This is a genomic window from Reyranella sp. GW821-FHT14A01 (genome assembly GCF_058803965.1).
Window position 1 is genome coordinate 214258 of sequence record NZ_JBXAPM010000007.1, and the last position, 15715, is coordinate 229972.

Genomic DNA, 15715 nt, shown 5'->3' on the forward strand with positions numbered 1-15715 from the left:
GATAACGGAAGGATATGGTAGATGCTGGACGCATCGGCGGTTCAGGCCTTCGTGCTCGTGGCCGACCTGGCGAGCTTCACGCGCGCGGCGGCGGCGTTGAATTCGAGCCAGGCCGCCGTCAGCCTGAAGATCCGCCGCCTCGAGGAAGCGCTGGGTCGCCGCCTCCTCGACCGCACGCCGCGCCTCGTCCGGCTGTCACCCGACGGCGCGAACTTCCTCACCGCCGCGCGCGAGCTGGTCGCGGCGCAGCAGAAGGCCATCGGTGCCTTCACGCAGGAGCAGCGGCGCATCACGGTGTCGATCAGCCATCATATCGTCGGCGCCGATCTCACGACCCTGCTGCAGCACCTGCACCGCTCCGATCCCGGTCTCGTCGTCGAAGTCAGGATCACGACGTCGGGCGAAGCGATGGCCTCGATCAACGACGGCTCCAGCGATTGCGCCATCGTGCTCAATCACGACGGCAAGCGTCGCGGCGGCGAGGTGCTGTTCAAGGAGGAGTTCCGCTGGACCGCCGTGCCGGACTTCGACTTCCGACCCGGTGCCGTATTGCCTCTTGCGACGCAGGCATCGCCCTGCAACGTCCGCGCAATGGCGGTCAGCGCGCTCGACAAGGCCGGCATCCGTTGGTCCGAAGTGTTCGTCGGCGGCGGCGCGCAGACGATCGGCGCTGCGGTCCGCGCCGGTCTTGCCGTCGCCGCCCTGGCACGACGCGTCGCCCCCATGGGCACGGTCGATGTCGGGAAACGCCTCGGCCTGCCGCCCTTGCCCGCCCGCGACGTCATCCTGATTTCAGGAACCGGCAGCGTGGCGAAGCGTCAGGCAATCAAGCTGCTGGGGGGCTCGTTCCGGGCGCTGGCCGGACGCTGACGCTTCGCGTGTTGCATGTACCGCGAGGCAAGCATAGCGTTTCACGAATGAGATTCATGCTCCTGATCTCACTCATTGTCGCGGCGCTGCCGGCCGTCGCCCAATCGCCGGTTCCCAACCCGGTGATGACCCCGCTGGTCGCCAGGGTACTCTTCCCGCCGCAGGCGGTGCCGGGCTCCGACGGCAGACGCCATCTCGTCTACGAGCTCGATCTCGCCAATGCCAGCCCGGCCGCGACGGCGCTGCAGAAAATCGAGGTGCTCGAGACCGGTACGGCGAAGACGCTCCTTACCCTGGATCGCGACGCCATCGCCCGGCGCCTGTCGATCGGCGGCCGGCGCGGGGCCGAATCGGCCGATCTCGGCACCGGCCAGTTCGGCGTGGTCTTCCTGCACGTGCCGCTCGAGGCCGAGGCTCCGATCCCGTCCTCGCTGGTGCACCGCCTCTCGTTGCGCCTCGCTTTGCCCAACCCGGTCGACATGACCGAGACCGTCGGCACGACCGACGTGAATCGGGCGCCGCCGCCGGTGCTCGGACCGCCGCTGACCGGCACAGGCTTCGTCGCGGCCGATGGCTGCTGCGACACGATCCGTCACGTGCGGGCGCTGTTGCCCCTGAACGGCAGCTTCGCGCTGGCGCAACGCTTCGCCAGCGATTGGGAGCAGATCGACGGAGAGAACCGCGTGGTGAAGGGCGACCTCGCCGATCCGAAGAACTACACGATCTATGGCCGTCCCGTGCTGGCCGTCGCCGACGGCACCGTGGTCTCCGCGCGCAACGACTTGGCCGAGCAGGTCCCCGGCGCCCTGCCGGCAGGCCTGCCGATCGCCGAGGCCGACGGCAATTTCATCGTGCTCGACATCGGCGGCGGCGCCTATGTCCTCTATGCCCACCTGCAGCCCGGCAGCGTGCTGGTCGGCGCCGGCGCACGGGTGAAGCGCGGCGACATCCTCGGCAAGGTCGGCAACACCGGCAACAGCCAGGCGCCGCACCTCCACCTGCATGTGATGGATGGACCCTCTCCGCTCCTGGCCAACGGCATTCCCTACGTCTTCGATTCCTTCACCATCACGGCGATCGACCGTGCCGGCACGCCGGACTTCGACAGAGCGGAGGCCACCGGCACGCCGCTCACGCTGACGCCCTTCACGCCGTCGCGGCGTTTCCAGAATGTCCTGCCGCTCGATCTCTCGGTCGTCGAGTTCGCGCGCTGACGGCTGGCCTATCAGCCGCGTAAACGAAACAAACGAAATAAACGAAACGAATGAAACGGACAGGCGCTCCCCCCGCCCGGGGCGCGATTCCTGGGTCAGCCGCTGTTGCGCAGGCCGGCGGCGATGCCGTTGATGCTGAGGTGGATGCCCTGCACGACACCCGGGTCGCCATCGCCGGCGCGGTGACGCTTGAGCAGCTCGATCTGCACATGGTTGAGCGGGTCGATATAGGGGAAGCGGTTGCGGATCGAGCGCGCCAGCAGCGGGTTGAGTTCCAGCAGCGTCTTCTGTCGCGTGATGGCGCAGACCGCGTCGATCGACGCCTGCCACTCCTGCTGCAGGCGGCCGAAGACTTGGACCCGCAACGCCGCATCGGTCACCAGCTCGGAGTAGCGTGAGGCGATGGCGATGTCGCTCTTGGCCAGCACCATGTCCATGTTCGACAGGATGGTGCGGAAGAACGGCCAGTTGTCGTGCATCTCCTGTAGCATCGCCATGCCGTCGCCGGGCCGCGCGGCTGTCCACGCCTTGATCGCCGCGCCGAACCCGTACCAGCCCGGCAGCATCAGGCGGCATTGCGCCCAGCTGAACACCCAGGGGATGGCGCGCAGATCCTCGATGCCCTGCTTCTTCGAGCGCGAGGCCGGGCGGCTGCCGATGTTGAGCGAGGCGATTTCGTCCAGCACCGTGGATTCACGGAAATACCGGTCGAACCCCTCGGTCTCGTAGACGAGGTCGCGATAGGCGCGGAAGGCGTGCGCCGACAGCTCTTCCATGACGGCGAGATAATCCGCGGGCGGCGGCGGCCTGTCGGCGTCGAGGAGCGAGGCTTCCAGGGTGGCGGCGGCCAGCGTTTCGAGATTGCGCCGTCCGATCTCGGCGTTGGAATACTTGCCGGCGATCACCTCGCCCTGTTCGGTGATGCGAATGGCACCCTGCACGGCGCCCGGCGGCTGCGCCACGATCGCATCGTAGCTCGGCCCACCGCCACGTCCGACCGAGCCGCCGCGGCCGTGGAACAGGCGCAACCCGATCTCGTGGCGCCTGAAAGTTTCGATCAGCGCCAGCTCGGCCTTGTACAGTTCCCAGGTCGAGGTCAGGTAGCCGCCGTCCTTGTTGCTGTCGGAGTAGCCCAGCATCACCTCTTGAGTGTTGCCGCGCGACGCGAGCAGCCGGCGATAGGCCGGCAGGCCGAGCAGATCGTCCATGATCCGCCCGCAGCGCTGCAGGTCGCCGATGGTCTCGAACAAGGGCACGATGTCGACGTCGAGGCGGTCCTCACGCGGATCGAGCAGTCCGCCTTCCTTGAGCAGCACGGCCACTTCCAAGATGTCGGAGACGCTGTCGGCCTTGGAGATCACGTAGTGCGGCATGGCGGCCCGGCCGTAGCGTCGATGCGCATCGGCGGCCACGCGCACCAGGTCCAGCTCGGCGGTCGTTTCGTCGCCATAGGAGAGATAGGCCGACGACAAAGGCCGCATGTTGCCGAGCTCGCCGGTCAACAGGGCCACGCGCGCCTCCTCGTCGAGCGCGGCATAATCGATGCCGGTCCCGGTCGCCGCCAGCAGCTCGGCCATGACGCGCGCATGCACGTCGGAGTTCTGCCGCAGGTCGAGCGATGCGAGATGGAAGCCGAAGACATCGACGGCGCGTCGCAACGACCGCAGGTGGCCGCGCGCGAGATCGGCGGAGCCGTTTTCGGAAAGCGACCGGTCGATGATGTCGAGATCCGCATTCAGATCGGCCGCCGTCTCGTAGACGGGCGCCGTCCCGACCGGCGGATGCGGCGGCTCCAGCCTGTCGAGCGTCCACGCGGTCGCGGCCAGCCGCGCATAGATGCCGACGATGGCGCGCCGGTAGGGCTCGTCCTTGCGCTCCGGCGCGCGATCCGCCGAGCTTTCGACCAGCCCGCGCAATCCCTCCGAGACGTGCACGATGCGGCCATCGAGTGACAGTTCGCTGCCCAGCCGGTGCAGTTCCTCGAGATAGAAACGCAGCGCCCGCTGGCTCTGCATGGTGAGCGTCTGGCGCGTGACGTCCGCAGTGACGTAAGGATTGCCGTCGCGGTCGCCGCCGATCCAGCTCCCCATGCGCAGGAAGGACGGCACGTCGATGTTTTGCCAGGCCGCATCGACACTACCGAGCCGATCCTCGAGGTCGGCATAGAAGACCGGCAGGGCGCGCAGGAACGTATGGTCGTAATAGGCCAGCCCATTGGCGACCTCGTCGATCACCCTGAGCCGCGTGTCGCGCAGGATGCTGGTCTGCCACAAAGTGAGCACGGCGCGGCGCAGCGCCAGGCGATTGGCCCGCAGCTCGTCCGGCGTGAACTCGACCCGGTCACGCTCATCCAGCAGCCGCGCGATCTCCATTTCGCGGTCGATCGAGCTCTTGCGCCGGATCTCGGTCGGATGAGCCGTCAGGACGGCGCTGCAAAGCGCATGGGCGAAGAAGGCCTGAAGTCGCTCGCGCGAAATGCCGGCCTTCGCGGCACGGCCGAGCGCATAGGCCATCGTGCCCTGCTGCGGCGGCGCCTTGGCCACGGCGTAGGCCCGCGTGCGACGGATATGGTGCTGGTCCTCGGCGATGTTTGCGAGATGCGAAAAATGACCGAAGGCGCGGATGATGCGGATGGCCTGGTCCGTCGGCAGCCCGCTCATGGTGGCCTGCAGCTCCTGCCGCGCCGCCTCGTCGGCATCGCGATGGAACAGCACTCCGATGCGACGGATATGTTCGACCAGCTCGAACACGGCATCGCCTTCCTGGTCGCGCACCGTTTCGCCGAGGATGCGCCCGAGCAGCCGCGTGTCGTAGCGCAGCGGCACATCCTTCTTGGCCGCTTCCCTATTGGGCGTTTCGATCTGGTCCATGGACTGCCCCTCAGTTCCTGTCCTGCGACCGATGCACGGTCTAGGCCACGATGACACCCTCGCCGCCGGCATAGAGCTTGTCGACCAGCGCCTTGCGGCGTTCGAGCGTGGCGCGCTGGTTGATATAGCCCTTGTCGGTGATTTCCTGGCCATCGACCTGCGGCGGCTCGGTCATCAGCAGCACGCGTTTCACCTTCATCGACGAGCCGCGGCCCTCCGCATTCATCTTCGCGAGACCCTCCTTCACCCGGCCGACCACGGCGGGATGGGCGAGCAGCTTGTCGAGCGGCAGTTGCGCGCCGCTGTCGCCCGCGAGCTGACGGCAGGCCGCGACGTTGGGGAAGCCCAGCAGGCCGACATACTCGCGGTCCTGGCCGCAGACCACGGCGTCCTGCAGCACCGGCGAGACGGCGGCGATGGCGGTCGTGCGCAGGGTGCCGACCAGCACGAAGGTGCCGCTGGTCAGCTTGAAATCCTCGACGACCCTGCCGTCGAAGATGATGCCCTGGGTCGGATCCTCCGGATCGACGAAGCGGCCGGCATCGCCGATCCGGTAGAAGCCCTCCTCGTCGAACATCTTCGCGGTGAGGTCGGGCTGCTTGTGATAGCCCGGCGTCACGATCACGCTCTTCAGCCGCAGCTCGTAGCGGCCCTCCTCGCCCGTCGGCGCCATCTTGAGCTGCACGCCCGGATACGGAAGACCGATCAGACCGACACGTTCGGATGCCCAGTGCACGCTGGTCGCCGTCGGCGCCGTCTCGGTCGAGCCCCAGCCGGTGACGAAGGGGATGCGGCAGCCGGTGTGCTTCACCGCCAGCGCCTCCATTCGTTCGTAGAGATCGTCCGGCAGCGTCGCGCCGCCATAGGACAGCACGTTGATGTTCTTGAAGAAGCGCTTGGCGAGGCTCTCGTCCTTCTCCAGCGCTGTCGCCAGCATCGCGTAGCCCGCCGGCACGTTGGAAAACGAGGTCGGCGAGACCTCACGCAGATTGCGCAGCGTCTCCTCGAACAGGCCGGGCAACGGCTTGCCGTCGTCGATCCAGGTCGTACCGCCCTCGTTCAGGTTGCCTTGGAAAGTCGCGTTGCCGCCCATCGTGTGGTTCCACGGCAGCCAGTCGAGCATGACCGGCGCGGGCGCATCCGCCTTGCGCACCCTCGACATGCTCATCATGGCGACGTTGGCGCACATCATCTCCTGCGTGTTGATCACCGCCTTGGGCATGCCGGTGCTGCCCGAGGTGAACAGGAACTTTCCAACCGTCTTCGGCTCGATGGCGTCGATGGATTTCGCCACCGCATCGGTCGCCTTGGTCGCGACCAGCTCCATCCACGGCAGCGACTGCATCTTCGGCGGCGCCTTGTCGACATGGACCAGCAGCACGCCCTCGAGATCGAGCGCCGCCAGGGCGCGGGCATAGATCTCGCCGTTCTGCACGAAGACCAGGCCGGGCTTGATCAGGTCGAAGACGTATTTCAGCTTGGCATGGTCCTGGCTCATCACCGAATAGGCCGGCGACACCGGCGCGACCGGCGCGCGCGCCTGCATGGCGGCCATGGTGAGCAGCGCGAACTCGATGGAGTTCGAGGACAGGATCATCACCGGCCTGTCGGGGCCGAAGCCGCGATCGAGCAGTGCCTGCGTCACCGCATCGACCTGGCTCCTGGCCTCGCCATAGGTGACCTTCAGCCAGTCACGCTCGGGACCGCGGCGCTGCGCCAGCCACAACCGGTCCGGCACCTCGGCCGCCCACTTGGCCAGCAGCGCCGGCACGTGGCGGGCATAGGGCTTCAGCTTGTGGTTCGACTGCAGCACCACGGTACCGTCGGCGCGCCGCTCGATATCGATGTCGCGGCTCAGGAATTCGGTGGGCTTGAACGGAACCTGCATTACACTGTCCAACGACGTTCTCCCCGGCGCTTGTCCTGTCGACCGCGATTTAGGGACGGGAACCATTGCGGGGCAAGGGAGCGTTTCGAGAGTGTCGCTCAGCAATTCGTCGCTGCCAGAATTGGGGCCGGAATCGGTGCCAGCATCGCCTGCAAGCCGCTGGGTGCAATTGTGCGCCGGCCTGCTCTGCATGGTCGCGGTCGCCAACCTGCAATATGGCTGGACGCTGTTCGTCCATCCGCTCAACGAGAAGTACGGCTGGAGCCTCGGCAGCATCCAGACCGCCTTCGCGATCTTCGTCATCGCCGAGACTTGGCTGGTGCCCTTCGAAGGCTGGGTCGTCGATCGCTTCGGTCCCAAGTATGTGGTGTTCGCGGGCGGCGTGCTGGTGGCCACGGCCTGGTCGCTCAACTCCGTGGCCGATTCGCTCTTCCTGCTCTACCTCGGCGCCGCACTGGGTGGCGTGGGCGCGGGCGCGGTCTACGGGACCTGCGTCGGCAATGCCGTGCGCTGGTTCCCCGACCGCCGTGGCCTCGCAGCCGGCCTCACCGTCGCGGGGTTCGGCGCGGGCTCGGCGCTGAGCATCATCCCGATCCAGGACGTGATCGCCTCACGCGGCTATGAGACGGCCTTCCTCTGGTTCGGGCTGGCGCAAGGCCTGATCGTGGTCGTCACGGCCTGGGCGCTGCGCCCTCCGCCCGGCGGGCATACGGTGGCGACACCCTCTCGCCTGGTCCAATCCGCGCGCGACTTCGGACCGTTCGAGATGCTGCGGTCCAAGGTCTTCTGGCTGCTCTACGTCATGTTCATCCTGGTCTATTCGGGTGGGCTCATGGCGACGGCGCAGATCGCGCCGATCGCGCGCGACTTCAAGGTCGCGAACGTGCCGGTCGACCTGCTCGGCCTCACCCTGCCCGCCCTCACCTTCGCCATCACCCTGGACCGCGTCATGAACGGCGTGACACGACCGTTCTGCGGCTGGGTCTCCGACCATATCGGCCGCGAGAACACGCTGTTCATCGCCTTCCTGCTGGAAGGCGCCGGCATCTGGGCGCTGTGGGTCTACGGTCACGACCCGCTTCTGTTCGTGATCCTGGGCGGCCTCGCCTTCTTCGCCTGGGGCGAAACGGCGAGCCTGTTCCCGACGATCTGCACCGACACGTTCGGCACCAAGTACGCGACGACGAACGCTGCCCTCCTCTACACGGCCAAGGGCGTGGCCTCGCTGCTGATCCCCCTTGCAAGCTTCTGGGTCGCCAAGACCGGGAGCTGGCACGACGTCTTCCTGGCGGCGGCGCTGTTCAACATCGTCGCCGCCTTCCTTGCTTTAGCCGTCCTGAAGCCGCTACGGCTGCCGTCGCGGCCTCACTAAGCCCTGAAGCTCGCCAATGCCTTCTCGTCGAACTTGAGGCCGAGGCCCGGCTTCTGAGGCAGGACAAGTTCGCCGTTTTCGATGGCAGGCGTTTCCTCGTAGAGCGCGACCATCCACGGCATGTATTCGACGGTGAGGCCGTTAGGGCAGGCCGCTACCATGTGCAGCAGCACCTCGGGCATGACGTGGCTGACGACCGGTAGGTTGAAGGCCTCGGCCATCGCCGCGACCTTCATCCATTGGGTGACGCCGCCGACCCTCGCGAGGTCGATCATGACGATGTCGACCGAGCGCGCCTCGATCATGTGGCGGAAGGGCACGATGCCCCAGACATATTCGCCGCCGGCGATCGGCGTCTTCAGCGCCGCCGTGACCCGTGCGAGGCCGGCGAAGTCGTCGGCCGCCGTCACGTCCTCCAGCCAGAACAGGCCGACGCCGGCCTCCTCGACGCGGGAGCCGATGTCGATCGCCTGCTCGGGCCGCCAACGCTGGTTGATGTCGCACATCAGCTTCACGTCCGGACCGATCGCATCGCGCACCACGCGCACGCGGCGTACTTCCTCGGCAGGCGTCGGCGCGCCGGGAAGCGCCATCTGGGTCTTCATCTCGCGGAAGCCCTTCTGCAGCAAGGTGCGCGCCGCTTGCTGCGCCTGCTTGTCGGTGAGGCCGCGCCGCAGCGAGCCCGAGGCGTAGGTCGCGATGCGGTCGCGATGGCCGCCCAGCAGCTTCCACAGCGGCTGGTCGAGTGCCTTGCCCTTGATGTCCCATAGCGCCGTGTCGATCGCCGACAGAGCGAGCGTGAAGATGCCGGCCGGACCGCTGTCGCCCGCCGCCTTGCGCAGCTTCGCGACGATGTGCTCGATCCGCATCGGATCCTCGCCCACCGTCAGCGCCGAGAGTTCCTCGACGGCGGCGTGCAGGCTGCGGCTCATCTTGCCGCCATAGAGGGTTACGGCGATCCCCTCGATGCCGTCGTCGGTGCGCAGGCGCAGCGCCACCGCGGGCCGGGTGCGGCCGGCTTCCTCCGGCATGTTGGCCAGCGGGTCGTCCTCGGGGACCTGGAGCGCGATGGCTTCAAAGCTTGCGATTTTCATTCGACTTCCTCTCCCGCGACCGCAATCCGAAACCGGAATGCGACCTGAATGCCCGTTCACATTGCGCCCATTTTCGGCCAGAGTCCGCCGCAGCACAAAGGGAGAGAGCGATGGATTTCGAATACTCGGATCGCAGCAAGGCGCTGCTCGAGAAGCTGAACAAATTCATGGACGAGGTCATCTATCCGGCCGAGCCCATCTACGAAGAGCAGATGGAGAAGGCCAAGGATCGCTGGCAGCTCCCGCCGATCATCGAGGAATGCAAGGCCGAGGCGAAGAAGCGCGGCCTGTGGAACATGTTCCTGCCGGCCGACCGCGACAGCGGCGACACGCACGGCACGATGGGCCTCTCCAACCTCGACTACGCGCCGATCTGCGAAGTGCTCGGCCGCTCGTCGATCGCCTCGGAGTCGGTCAACTGCTCGGCGCCGGACACCGGCAACATGGAAGTGTTCGCCCGCTACGGCACGGCAGAGCACAAGGAGAAGTGGCTGAAGCCGCTGCTGAACGGCGAGATCCGCTCCTGCTTCGCCATGACCGAGCCGGCGGTCGCCTCGTCGGACGCGCGCAACGTCGAGTGCCGCATCGAGAGCGACGGCAACGACTATGTCATCAACGGCCGCAAGTGGTGGTCGTCGGGCATGGGCGACCCGCGCTGCAAGGTCATCATCCTGATGGGCAAGAGCGATCCCAGCGCGCCGGCCTACCGCCAGCAGTCGATGATCGTCGTGCCGCGCGACACGGCCGGCATCAAGATCGTGAAGATGCTCCACGTGTTCGGCTACGACGACGCGCCGCACGGCCACGCCGAAGTGGTCTACGACAACGTCCGCGTGCCGAAGTCGGCGATCCTGTTGGGTGAGGGCCGTGGCTTCGAGATCGCCCAGGGCCGCCTCGGACCGGGCCGCATCCATCACTGCATGCGTGCCATCGGCGTCGCCGAGCGGGCGCTCGAAATGGCGATCAAGCGCGCCAAGAGCCGCACGGCGTTCGGCCAGAAGATCTCCGAGATGGGCGTTACCAAGGCCCATGTCGCCGACATGCGCATGGAGATCGACATGGCCCGCCTGCTGGTCCTCAAGGCCGCCTGGGCGATGGACAAGTACGGCAACAAGGAAGCCCGCCAGCAGATCGCGATGATCAAGGTGGCGGTGCCGAACATCACCTCGAAGGTGGTCGACCGCTGCCTGCAGCTGCATGGCGCCGGCGGCGTCAGCCAGGTGTTCAAGCTGGCCAGCATGTACGCCCACCAGCGCACCCTGCGCCTGGCCGACGGCCCGGACGAGGTCCATCGCGACCAGGTTGGCCGTCTCGAGATCGCCAAGTACAACTGAGGTCCCCAACCGGGACGGAACGAGGCGCGATCCCCCGGGATCGCGCCTTTTTCTTTGGCGCACAGGAGATACGTCGTGGACAGTCCGAAGAAGAACCCGCACGTCACCGATCACCTGGCCAACGAGCGCACGTTCCTCGCCTGGATCCGGACGGCGATCGCGGTGATGACGCTGGGCGTCGCCATCAACCGCTTCGCCCTCTTCCTGATGGAGATGCATCAGGTCGTGCCGGAAGTGCGCAATCTCGCCAACCGCCACGTCGAGAAGCTCGGCATCGGCCTGGTGATGCTGGGCATCGCCATGCTGGTCGGCGCGACCTGGCACTATCTCCGCGTCGGCAAGACGATCGACGACGAAAGTTACCGCCCGGCCGTCAGGGTCATGATCGGCACGGCCGTCGTGATCGGCCTGATGGGCGGCTCGGCGCTCATTTGGCTTTTTTAGAGGGACCCCCTCCCTCCGTTTCATTTGTTTCGTTTATTTCGTTTATTTCGGTTATCGGGGCCTGCCCGATTGCGGCGCGGCGGGCGGACCGTCGGGCATGTCGAGCAGTTCACTCTCCCGGGCGCCGGCTTCGTAAGCCTTCACCAGCGCCTCCGGATCGAAGGCGATGCCGATCGGGTTCTTCCGGAACGCCTCGGTCTGGAAGTAGGCCGCCGTCGCCTCCTTCGTCGCGTAACGGTCGACCTGGAGCTCCACACCGTTGCCGTCGGGATCGCGATAGTAGATCGACACGGTCGGGCCGTGATGGATGCAGCGCGACGGCTCGATGCCCAGCGCCTTCACGCGGCGGTAGGTCGAGAGCAGCGCGCCGATGTCGGCGAAGGTGTAGGCGACGTGTGCCAGGCCCGCAGTCTTCGCGTCGGGCGCCTTCAGCCCGGCCAGGTTCACGATGCCGAGGCGATGATGCTCGTCGTCGTAGGTCAGGAAGCAGATGTATTCGGTGCGCTGCACGATGTGCATGTTCAACACGGCCGAGTACCAGTCGATCATCGGCTGCACGTTCGACGAGCGCAGCACGAAGTGCGCGAACAGGATCGGCGTGGCGGGCTCTTCCGAAAGCGCCCGGCGGCGCGACGCGGTCTCGATCACTGTGTCCATGGCGACCTCCAAAACCGAGTGTAGGCCTTCTCTTCAACAATCCACAGCCCCTTGCCAAACAACTAACTGACCGGTAAGTTAGTTTTATGAAAGCGCAAAAACAGCGTCGCGCGCCGGCCGCCCGGCCGCAGGAAATCATCGACGCGGCCCTCGCCCAGTTCGTCGAGACCGGCTTTGCCGGCACGCGCCTCGACGACGTGGCCCGACGCGCCGGTCTCTCCAAGGCGGCGATCTACCTCTACTTCGAGGACAAGACCGCGCTGTTCAAAGGCGTCGTCCAGCACGCGATCGCCAGCAACCTCGGCCAGATGGAAGCGATGCTGGCCAGCCATCGCGGACCGGTCGCACCGCTGCTGCCGCGCATCCTCGAATTCATGGCCAACCGCATCGAGCACACGCCGATGGCGGCGGTCGCCAAGTTGGTGATCTCCGAGTCGCGCGCCTTCCCCGAGATCGGCCAGTTCTACCTGAAAGAGGTGATCGGCCGCGGCCTGCCCCTGATGGAAGGGCTGCTGAAGCGCGGCATCGAGCAGGGCGAGTTCCGCACGGTCGACAGCTTCATGACCGTGCGCTCGATGATCGGGCCGATGCTGCTCGCCATCATCTGGCGAACCGTGTTCGAGCCGATCGGAGCCGAGAAGCTCGATGTCCAGGCCCTGGCGCGGCATCACGCCGACCTGATGCTCCACGCCCTGCGGCCCATCGCCGGAGAGGCAACATGAAACGCACACCGCTCCTCGTGGTCGCCGCCCTCGCCGCCGCACTGCTCGTCTCCTACGTCGTGTGGGGCGACCGCCTGCTCGCACTGGTCGGCATCGGCGCCGACGACGGCCGCTACCTCGGCTATGTCGAGGGCGAGACCAGCCTGATCGCACCGCCGACCGCCGGCCGGCTGATCGAGCGACCGGTCGATCGCGGCGGCCGGGTGAAAAAGGGCGACCGGCTGTTCGTCATCGATCCCGTGGCCGCGAAGGCCGAGGTCGCGCGCGCAGAAGCGATGCTCGCGGAAGCCAAGGCGCGGCATGAGAACATGCTGACCGGCAAGCGGCAGGAAGAGCAGGACGTGATCCGCGCCCAGCGCCGCGAAATCGAGGCGGCGCTGCTGCAGGCCGAGACCGAGCTGAAGCGGCAGACCGAGCTGGTGGCGCGCAACATCTCCACGCACCAGGCCTTCGAGCAGGCCGATTCGCAGGTGCGCCAGCTCAAGTCGCGTGCGGCCTCGCTGGCGGCGCAGGAGCGCGTCGGCGACCTCGCCGCGCGGCAGAGCGAGATCGCCGCCGCCGCCGCGCTGATCGAGCAGAGCCAGGCCAATCTTGCGCAGACGAAGAAGCGGCTCGAGGACCTGATGCCGGTGGCGCCCGAGGATGCGCTGGTCGAGAACACCTTCTTCAATGTCGGCGAATGGGTGCCGGCGGGCTCGCCCGTCGTGTCGCTGCTGCCGGACTTCCGCGTGAAGCTGCGCTTCTTCGTGCCGGAGGAGGAGGTGGCGCGCGCCCGCACTGGCCGCGAGGTGTCCTTCACCTGCGATTCGTGCCCCTCAGGACTCAAGGCCACGATCATCTACGTCTCGCCGCGCGCCGAATACACGCCGCCGGTGATCTACTCGCAGAGCGCACGAACCAAGCTCGTCTTCCTGGTCGAGGCGCGGCCGCTGAATGCGGGCACGCCGCTGCCGCCGGGCCTGCCGGTCTCGGTCGAGCCCTTCGGGTCCGCGCCGTGACGGTCTTCCCATGACCTTGGCAATCGACGTCCACGACCTGGTGAAGCGCTACGGCACGCGCACGGTCGTCGACAAGTTCAGCCTCGCCGTCGAGCAAGGTCGTATCTGCGGCTTCCTCGGTCCCAACGGCTCGGGCAAGACGACGACCTTGCGCATGATCTGCGGCCTGCTGACTCCCGACGGCGGCGGCGGCACCTGCCTTGGCCATGACCTCGTGCGCGAGCGCGAGGCGATCAAGCGCCGGACCGGCTACATGACGCAGCGCTTCGGTCTCTACGAGGATCTGACGATCCGCGAGAACCTCGAATTCGTCGGCCGCGTCTATGGCCTCGACCGGCTGAAGGAGAGAGTCGACCAGTCATTGGAGCGGCTCGGCCTCGCGACACGCCAGGGACAGCTCGCGGGCTCGCTCTCGGGCGGCTGGAAGCAGCGGCTGGCGCTCGCCGCCTGCGTGCTGCACGAGCCCAAGCTGCTGTTGCTCGACGAGCCGACCGCCGGCGTCGATCCCAAGGCGCGCCGCGCCTTCTGGGACGAGATCCATTCCTACGCGGCCGACGGCATCACCGTGCTGGTCTCGACCCACTACATGGACGAGGCCGAGCGCTGTCATGAGATCGCCTACATCGCCTATGGCGAGCTGATGGCGCGCGGCACGGCCGAGGAGATCATCCGGCAATCCGGCCTCTTCGCCTTCATCGCGAGCGGTCCCGGCGCCGACCGGCTGGCCGCAAAGCTGCGTGACGCGCCCGGCGTCAGCGCTGCCGCGGCCTTCGGCACGACGCTCCATGTCTGCGGCCCCGACCGCGCCACGCTCGAAGCGGCCATCGCGCCGTATCGCAGCGATCCCAATCTCGTCTGGCAGGAGGCCGAGCCGACCCTCGAAGACATCTTCATCCACCTCATGGGACGGGCGCGCGACAATGCACCGGGTGCGTGATCTGCGTAAGACGCAAAGGTCCCTCGCTGCGCTCGGGATGACAGCGGTTTCCGGATCAGCGCGTAGCGCAAATCCCACCAATATTGTCATCCCGAGCGCAGCGAGGGACCTTTCGCTTTTAGGAGCCAGCCGATGATGCGCTGGCTCACCTCTCGACGCGGCTTCCTGCGGCGGTTGCGCGCCATGATCGTGAAGGAGGTGCTGCAGCTTCGCCGCGACCGGCTGACCTTCGCCATGATGTTCGCCATGCCGATCGTGCAGCTCCTGCTGTTCGGCTATGCGATCGATGCCGATCCGCATCGCCTGCCAACCGCGGTGATCGCCGCCGACCAGAGCCAGATCACGCGCACCGTGCTGTCGGCGCTGAACAACACCGGCTACATGCGCTTCACGCACCATCCCTCGACCGAGGAGGAAGCCAACGCGCTGCTGAAGCAGGGCGAGGTACAGTTCGTGGTCATCATCCCGTCGGACTTCACGCGCCGCCTGGTGCGCGGCGAGCGTGCGCAGATCCTGATCGACGCCGACGCCACCGATCCCATGGCCGCCGCCAATCCGCTGGCCGCAGCCGGCCCCTCCATCGCCCAGGCACTCTCCCGCGACTTCGTCGGACCGCTCGCCGGCCTGCGCGACAAGCCCGACTCCGTCGAGATCGTGGTGCAACGCCGCTACAATCCCGAGGGCAAGTCGCGGCTCAACATCGTGCCCGGCCTGCTGGCGGTGATCCTGACCATGACCATGGTGATGATGACGGCGCTGGCCGTCACGCGCGAGCGCGAGCGCGGCACCATGGAAAACCTGTTGGCCATGCCGGTGCGGCCGATCGAGGTCATGATCGGCAAGATCGTGCCCTATATCGTCATCGGCGCGGTGCAGGTGACGGTGATCCTGCTGGTCGCGCGCCTGCTGTTCGACGTCGCCATCCAGGGCAGCGTGTTCCTGCTGGCGACCGGCACGGCCCTGTTCATCACCGTGAACCTCGCCATCGGCTTCACCATCTCGACCCTGACCCAGAACCAGCTTCAGGCCATGCAGGCCTCGTTCTTCATGATGCTGCCCTCGATCCTGCTCTCCGGCTTCATGTTCCCCTTCCGCGGCATGCCGGTCTGGGCGCAGTGGATCGGCGAGGCCCTGCCCGCCACGCATTTCATGCGCGTGGTGCGCGGCGTCATGCTGAAGGGCGCCGGCTTCGACGACATCTCGACGGAACTGGCAGCCCTTCTGGCGATGCTGCTGATCGTCTCGCTGGTCGCGATCAGCCGATATAAGGTGACGTTGGATTAGTTCCTTGAGGGGCTGACCTGCGAAAGCAGTA

Annotated in this window: 13 protein-coding genes; 9 read left to right on the plus strand and 4 right to left on the minus strand. The window is 66.8% G+C overall.

Features of this window, described 5'->3' with window-relative positions; all coding sequences use genetic code 11:
• The first annotated feature begins 21 nt into the window (after positions 1–21).
• Together AC1ROX_RS14180 and AC1ROX_RS14185 are read left to right on the plus strand one after the other, a co-directional pair.
• Positions 22–870: a LysR family transcriptional regulator gene (locus tag AC1ROX_RS14180; RefSeq protein WP_493126583.1), complete on the plus strand. Its 849-nt coding sequence runs from the start codon at positions 22–24 to the stop codon at positions 868–870.
• A gap of 56 nt (positions 871–926) precedes the next feature.
• Complete coding sequence (locus AC1ROX_RS14185) at positions 927–2084, plus strand: M23 family metallopeptidase (protein ID WP_493126584.1); 1158 nt, start codon at positions 927–929, stop codon at positions 2082–2084.
• Positions 2085–2179: 95 nt separating this feature from the next.
• Here AC1ROX_RS14185 and ppc read toward each other — a convergent pair whose 3' ends face one another.
• Both ppc and AC1ROX_RS14195 read right to left on the minus strand, forming a co-directional pair.
• Complete coding sequence (gene ppc, locus AC1ROX_RS14190; RefSeq protein WP_493126585.1) at positions 2180–4954, minus strand: phosphoenolpyruvate carboxylase; 2775 nt, start codon at positions 4952–4954, stop codon at positions 2180–2182.
• A 40-nt stretch (positions 4955–4994) separates the two neighbouring features.
• Positions 4995–6842, minus strand: a complete 1848-nt coding sequence (locus AC1ROX_RS14195; protein ID WP_493126586.1) for an AMP-binding protein — start codon at positions 6840–6842, stop codon at positions 4995–4997.
• A gap of 121 nt (positions 6843–6963) precedes the next feature.
• Here AC1ROX_RS14195 and oxlT point away from each other — a divergent pair, with 121 nt between their 5' ends.
• Complete coding sequence (gene oxlT / locus AC1ROX_RS14200; protein ID WP_493126737.1) at positions 6964–8214, plus strand: oxalate/formate MFS antiporter; 1251 nt, start codon at positions 6964–6966, stop codon at positions 8212–8214.
• On the opposite strand, the gene AC1ROX_RS14205 is transcribed toward oxlT, so the two are convergent.
• Positions 8211–9308, minus strand: a complete 1098-nt coding sequence (locus AC1ROX_RS14205; protein WP_493126587.1) for a mandelate racemase/muconate lactonizing enzyme family protein — start codon at positions 9306–9308, stop codon at positions 8211–8213. The two genes, oxlT and AC1ROX_RS14205, sit on opposite strands and share 4 nt — an antisense overlap.
• Positions 9309–9418: 110 nt before the next feature.
• Between AC1ROX_RS14205 and AC1ROX_RS14210 the strand changes: the two genes are divergently transcribed.
• Together AC1ROX_RS14210 and AC1ROX_RS14215 are read left to right on the plus strand one after the other, a co-directional pair.
• Positions 9419–10642 (plus strand): acyl-CoA dehydrogenase family protein, encoded by a 1224-nt coding sequence (locus AC1ROX_RS14210; protein WP_493126588.1) that lies wholly within the window; start codon positions 9419–9421, stop codon positions 10640–10642.
• A 75-nt stretch (positions 10643–10717) separates the two neighbouring features.
• Positions 10718–11086 carry a YidH family protein gene (locus tag AC1ROX_RS14215; RefSeq protein WP_493126589.1) on the plus strand — a complete coding sequence of 123 codons (369 nt, stop codon included), beginning with the start codon at positions 10718–10720 and terminating at the stop codon, positions 11084–11086.
• Between the two features lie 51 nt (positions 11087–11137).
• Here AC1ROX_RS14215 and AC1ROX_RS14220 read toward each other — a convergent pair whose 3' ends face one another.
• Positions 11138–11743 carry a VOC family protein gene (locus tag AC1ROX_RS14220; protein ID WP_493126590.1) on the minus strand — a complete coding sequence of 202 codons (606 nt, stop codon included), beginning with the start codon at positions 11741–11743 and terminating at the stop codon, positions 11138–11140.
• A gap of 86 nt (positions 11744–11829) precedes the next feature.
• Here AC1ROX_RS14220 and AC1ROX_RS14225 point away from each other — a divergent pair, with 86 nt between their 5' ends.
• The 4 genes from AC1ROX_RS14225 to AC1ROX_RS14240 all read left to right on the plus strand — a co-directional run bounded on the left by AC1ROX_RS14225 (position 11830) and on the right by AC1ROX_RS14240 (position 15684).
• A complete protein-coding gene (locus AC1ROX_RS14225; protein ID WP_493126591.1) occupies positions 11830–12465 on the plus strand; it encodes a TetR/AcrR family transcriptional regulator in 636 nt (211 codons plus the stop codon).
• A complete protein-coding gene (locus tag AC1ROX_RS14230; RefSeq protein WP_493126592.1) occupies positions 12462–13463 on the plus strand; it encodes an HlyD family secretion protein in 1002 nt (333 codons plus the stop codon). Before AC1ROX_RS14225 ends, AC1ROX_RS14230 begins: the two co-directional genes overlap by 4 nt.
• A 10-nt stretch (positions 13464–13473) precedes the next feature.
• On the plus strand, positions 13474–14400 hold the full coding sequence (locus AC1ROX_RS14235; RefSeq protein ID WP_493126593.1) for an ABC transporter ATP-binding protein: 927 nt from the start codon (positions 13474–13476) through the stop codon (positions 14398–14400).
• A 132-nt stretch (positions 14401–14532) separates the two neighbouring features.
• Positions 14533–15684 (plus strand): ABC transporter permease, encoded by a 1152-nt coding sequence (locus tag AC1ROX_RS14240; protein WP_493126594.1) that lies wholly within the window; start codon positions 14533–14535, stop codon positions 15682–15684.
• Positions 15685–15715 lie beyond the last annotated feature (31 nt).

Excerpts from the sequence above, each read along its gene's own strand:
- AC1ROX_RS14180 (WP_493126583.1), top strand. The coding sequence starts at position 22 with ATGCTGGACGCATCGGCGGTTCAGGCCTTCGTGCTCGTGGCCGACCTG.
- AC1ROX_RS14185 (WP_493126584.1), top strand. The coding sequence starts at position 927 with ATGCTCCTGATCTCACTCATTGTCGCGGCGCTGCCGGCCGTCGCCCAA.
- ppc (WP_493126585.1), bottom strand. The coding sequence starts at position 4,954 with ATGGACCAGATCGAAACGCCCAATAGGGAAGCGGCCAAGAAGGATGTG.
- AC1ROX_RS14195 (WP_493126586.1), bottom strand. The coding sequence starts at position 6,842 with ATGCAGGTTCCGTTCAAGCCCACCGAATTCCTGAGCCGCGACATCGAT.
- AC1ROX_RS14205 (WP_493126587.1), bottom strand. The coding sequence starts at position 9,308 with ATGAAAATCGCAAGCTTTGAAGCCATCGCGCTCCAGGTCCCCGAGGAC.
- AC1ROX_RS14210 (WP_493126588.1), top strand. The coding sequence starts at position 9,419 with ATGGATTTCGAATACTCGGATCGCAGCAAGGCGCTGCTCGAGAAGCTG.
- AC1ROX_RS14220 (WP_493126590.1), bottom strand. The coding sequence starts at position 11,743 with ATGGACACAGTGATCGAGACCGCGTCGCGCCGCCGGGCGCTTTCGGAA.
- AC1ROX_RS14225 (WP_493126591.1), top strand. The coding sequence starts at position 11,830 with ATGAAAGCGCAAAAACAGCGTCGCGCGCCGGCCGCCCGGCCGCAGGAA.
- AC1ROX_RS14230 (WP_493126592.1), top strand. The coding sequence starts at position 12,462 with ATGAAACGCACACCGCTCCTCGTGGTCGCCGCCCTCGCCGCCGCACTG.
- AC1ROX_RS14235 (WP_493126593.1), top strand. The coding sequence starts at position 13,474 with ATGACCTTGGCAATCGACGTCCACGACCTGGTGAAGCGCTACGGCACG.
- AC1ROX_RS14240 (WP_493126594.1), top strand. The coding sequence starts at position 14,533 with ATGATGCGCTGGCTCACCTCTCGACGCGGCTTCCTGCGGCGGTTGCGC.